This is a genomic window from Streptomyces sp. NPDC059499 (genome assembly GCF_042749285.1).
Taxonomy (GTDB): Bacteria; Actinomycetota; Actinomycetes; order Streptomycetales; family Streptomycetaceae; genus Streptomyces.
The window spans coordinates 2,871-5,371 of sequence record NZ_JBHYTT010000037.1 but is presented as its reverse complement, the minus strand read 5'-3'; the positions used below and the strand labels follow the sequence as shown (position 1 = coordinate 5,371).

Below are 2,501 nucleotides of genomic sequence, written 5' to 3'. Positions count from 1 at the left end.
AACACAGTGGACGCGAGCAACTGAGGACAAGCCCTCGGCCTATTAGTACCAGTCAGCTCCACCCGTTACCGGGCTTCCACATCTGGCCTATCAACCCAGTCGTCTACTGGGAGCCTTAACCACTCAAGGTGGTGGGAATACTCATCTCGAAGCAGGCTTCCCGCTTAGATGCTTTCAGCGGTTATCCTTTCCGAACGTAGCCAACCAGCCATGCCCTTGGCAGGACAACTGGCACACCAGAGGTTCGTCCGTCCCGGTCCTCTCGTACTAGGGACAGCCCTTCTCAATATTCCTACGCGCACAGCGGATAGGGACCGAACTGTCTCACGACGTTCTAAACCCAGCTCGCGTACCGCTTTAATGGGCGAACAGCCCAACCCTTGGGACCGACTCCAGCCCCAGGATGCGACGAGCCGACATCGAGGTGCCAAACCATCCCGTCGATATGGACTCTTGGGGAAGATCAGCCTGTTATCCCCGGGGTACCTTTTATCCGTTGAGCGACAGCGCTTCCACAAGCCACTGCCGGATCACTAGTCCCGACTTTCGTCCCTGCTCGACCCGTCGGTCTCACAGTCAAGCTCCCTTGTGCACTTACACTCAACACCTGATTGCCAACCAGGCTGAGGGAACCTTTGGGCGCCTCCGTTACTCTTTAGGAGGCAACCGCCCCAGTTAAACTACCCATCAGACACTGTCCCTGATCCGGATCACGGACCTAGGTTAGACATCCAGCACGACCAGAGTGGTATTTCAACGACGACTCCACAACCACTGGCGTGGCTGCTTCAAAGTCTCCCACCTATCCTACACAAGCCGAACCGAACACCAATATCAAACTATAGTAAAGGTCCCGGGGTCTTTCCGTCCTGCTGCGCGAAACGAGCATCTTTACTCGTAGTGCAATTTCACCGGGCCTATGGTTGAGACAGTCGAGAAGTCGTTACGCCATTCGTGCAGGTCGGAACTTACCCGACAAGGAATTTCGCTACCTTAGGATGGTTATAGTTACCACCGCCGTTTACTGGCGCTTAAGTTCTCAGCTTCGCACACCCGAAAGTGCACTAACCGGTCCCCTTAACGTTCCAGCACCGGGCAGGCGTCAGTCCGTATACATCGCCTTACGGCTTCGCACGGACCTGTGTTTTTAGTAAACAGTCGCTTCTCGCTGGTCTCTGCGGCCACCCCCAGCTCATGGAGTAAATCCAATCACCAGTGATGGCCCCCCTTCTCCCGAAGTTACGGGGGCATTTTGCCGAGTTCCTTAACCATAGTTCACCCGAACGCCTCGGTATTCTCTACCTGACTACCTGAGTCGGTTTAGGGTACGGGCCGCCATGAAACTCGCTAGAGGCTTTTCTCGACAGCATAGGATCATCCACTTCACCACAATCGGCTCGGCATCAGGTCTCAGCCTTAATGTGTGACGGATTTGCCTATCACACGGCCTACACCCTTACCCCGGGAACTACCACCGCCCGGGTTGGACTACCTTCCTGCGTCACCCCATCGCTTACCTAGTACAAGTCTGGTTCATCGGCTCCACCACTACCCTCAACTCCGAAGAGATCGGGCCGGCTTCACGGACTTAGCATCGCCTGATTCAGTATTGGGCGTTTCAAAGCGGGTACCGGAATATCAACCGGTTGTCCATCGACTACGCCTGTCGGCCTCGCCTTAGGTCCCGACTTACCCTGGGCAGATCAGCTTGACCCAGGAACCCTTAGTCAATCGGCGCACACGTTTCTCACGTGTGTATCGCTACTCATGCCTGCATTCTCACTCGTGAACCGTCCACAACTCGCTTCCGCGGCTGCTTCACCCGGCACACGACGCTCCCCTACCCATCCATACTCCCGTTGGGGATATGTGTATGAATGACACGACTTCGGCGGTACGCTTGAGCCCCGCTACATTGTCGGCGCGGAATCACTTGACCAGTGAGCTATTACGCACTCTTTCAAGGGTGGCTGCTTCTAAGCCAACCTCCTGGTTGTCTCTGCGACTCCACATCCTTTCCCACTTAGCGTACGCTTAGGGGCCTTAGTCGATGCTCTGGGCTGTTTCCCTCTCGACCATGGAGCTTATCCCCCACAGTCTCACTGCCGTGCTCTCACTTACCGGCATTCGGAGTTTGGCTAAGGTCAGTAACCCGGTAGGGCCCATCGCCTATCCAGTGCTCTACCTCCGGCAAGAAACACACGACGCTGCACCTAAATGCATTTCGGGGAGAACCAGCTATCACGGAGTTTGATTGGCCTTTCACCCCTAACCACAGGTCATCCCCCAGGTTTTCAACCCTGGTGGGTTCGGTCCTCCACGAAGTCTTACCTCCGCTTCAACCTGCCCATGGCTAGATCACTCCGCTTCGGGTCTTGAGCGCGCTACTAAATCGCCCTATTCGGACTCGCTTTCGCTACGGCTTCCCCACACGGGTTAACCTCGCAACACACCGCAAACTCGCAGGCTCATTCTTCAAAAGGCACGCAGTCACGACGCAC

1 rRNA gene (only partly in view) is annotated in these 2,501 nt (G+C 55.7%); it reads right to left on the bottom strand.

Going from position 1 to position 2,501, the window contains the following annotated elements:
* Positions 1–22 precede the first annotated feature (22 nt).
* Positions 23–2,501, bottom strand: a 23S ribosomal RNA gene (locus ACFW9O_RS36555); it runs 727 nt beyond the window's last position.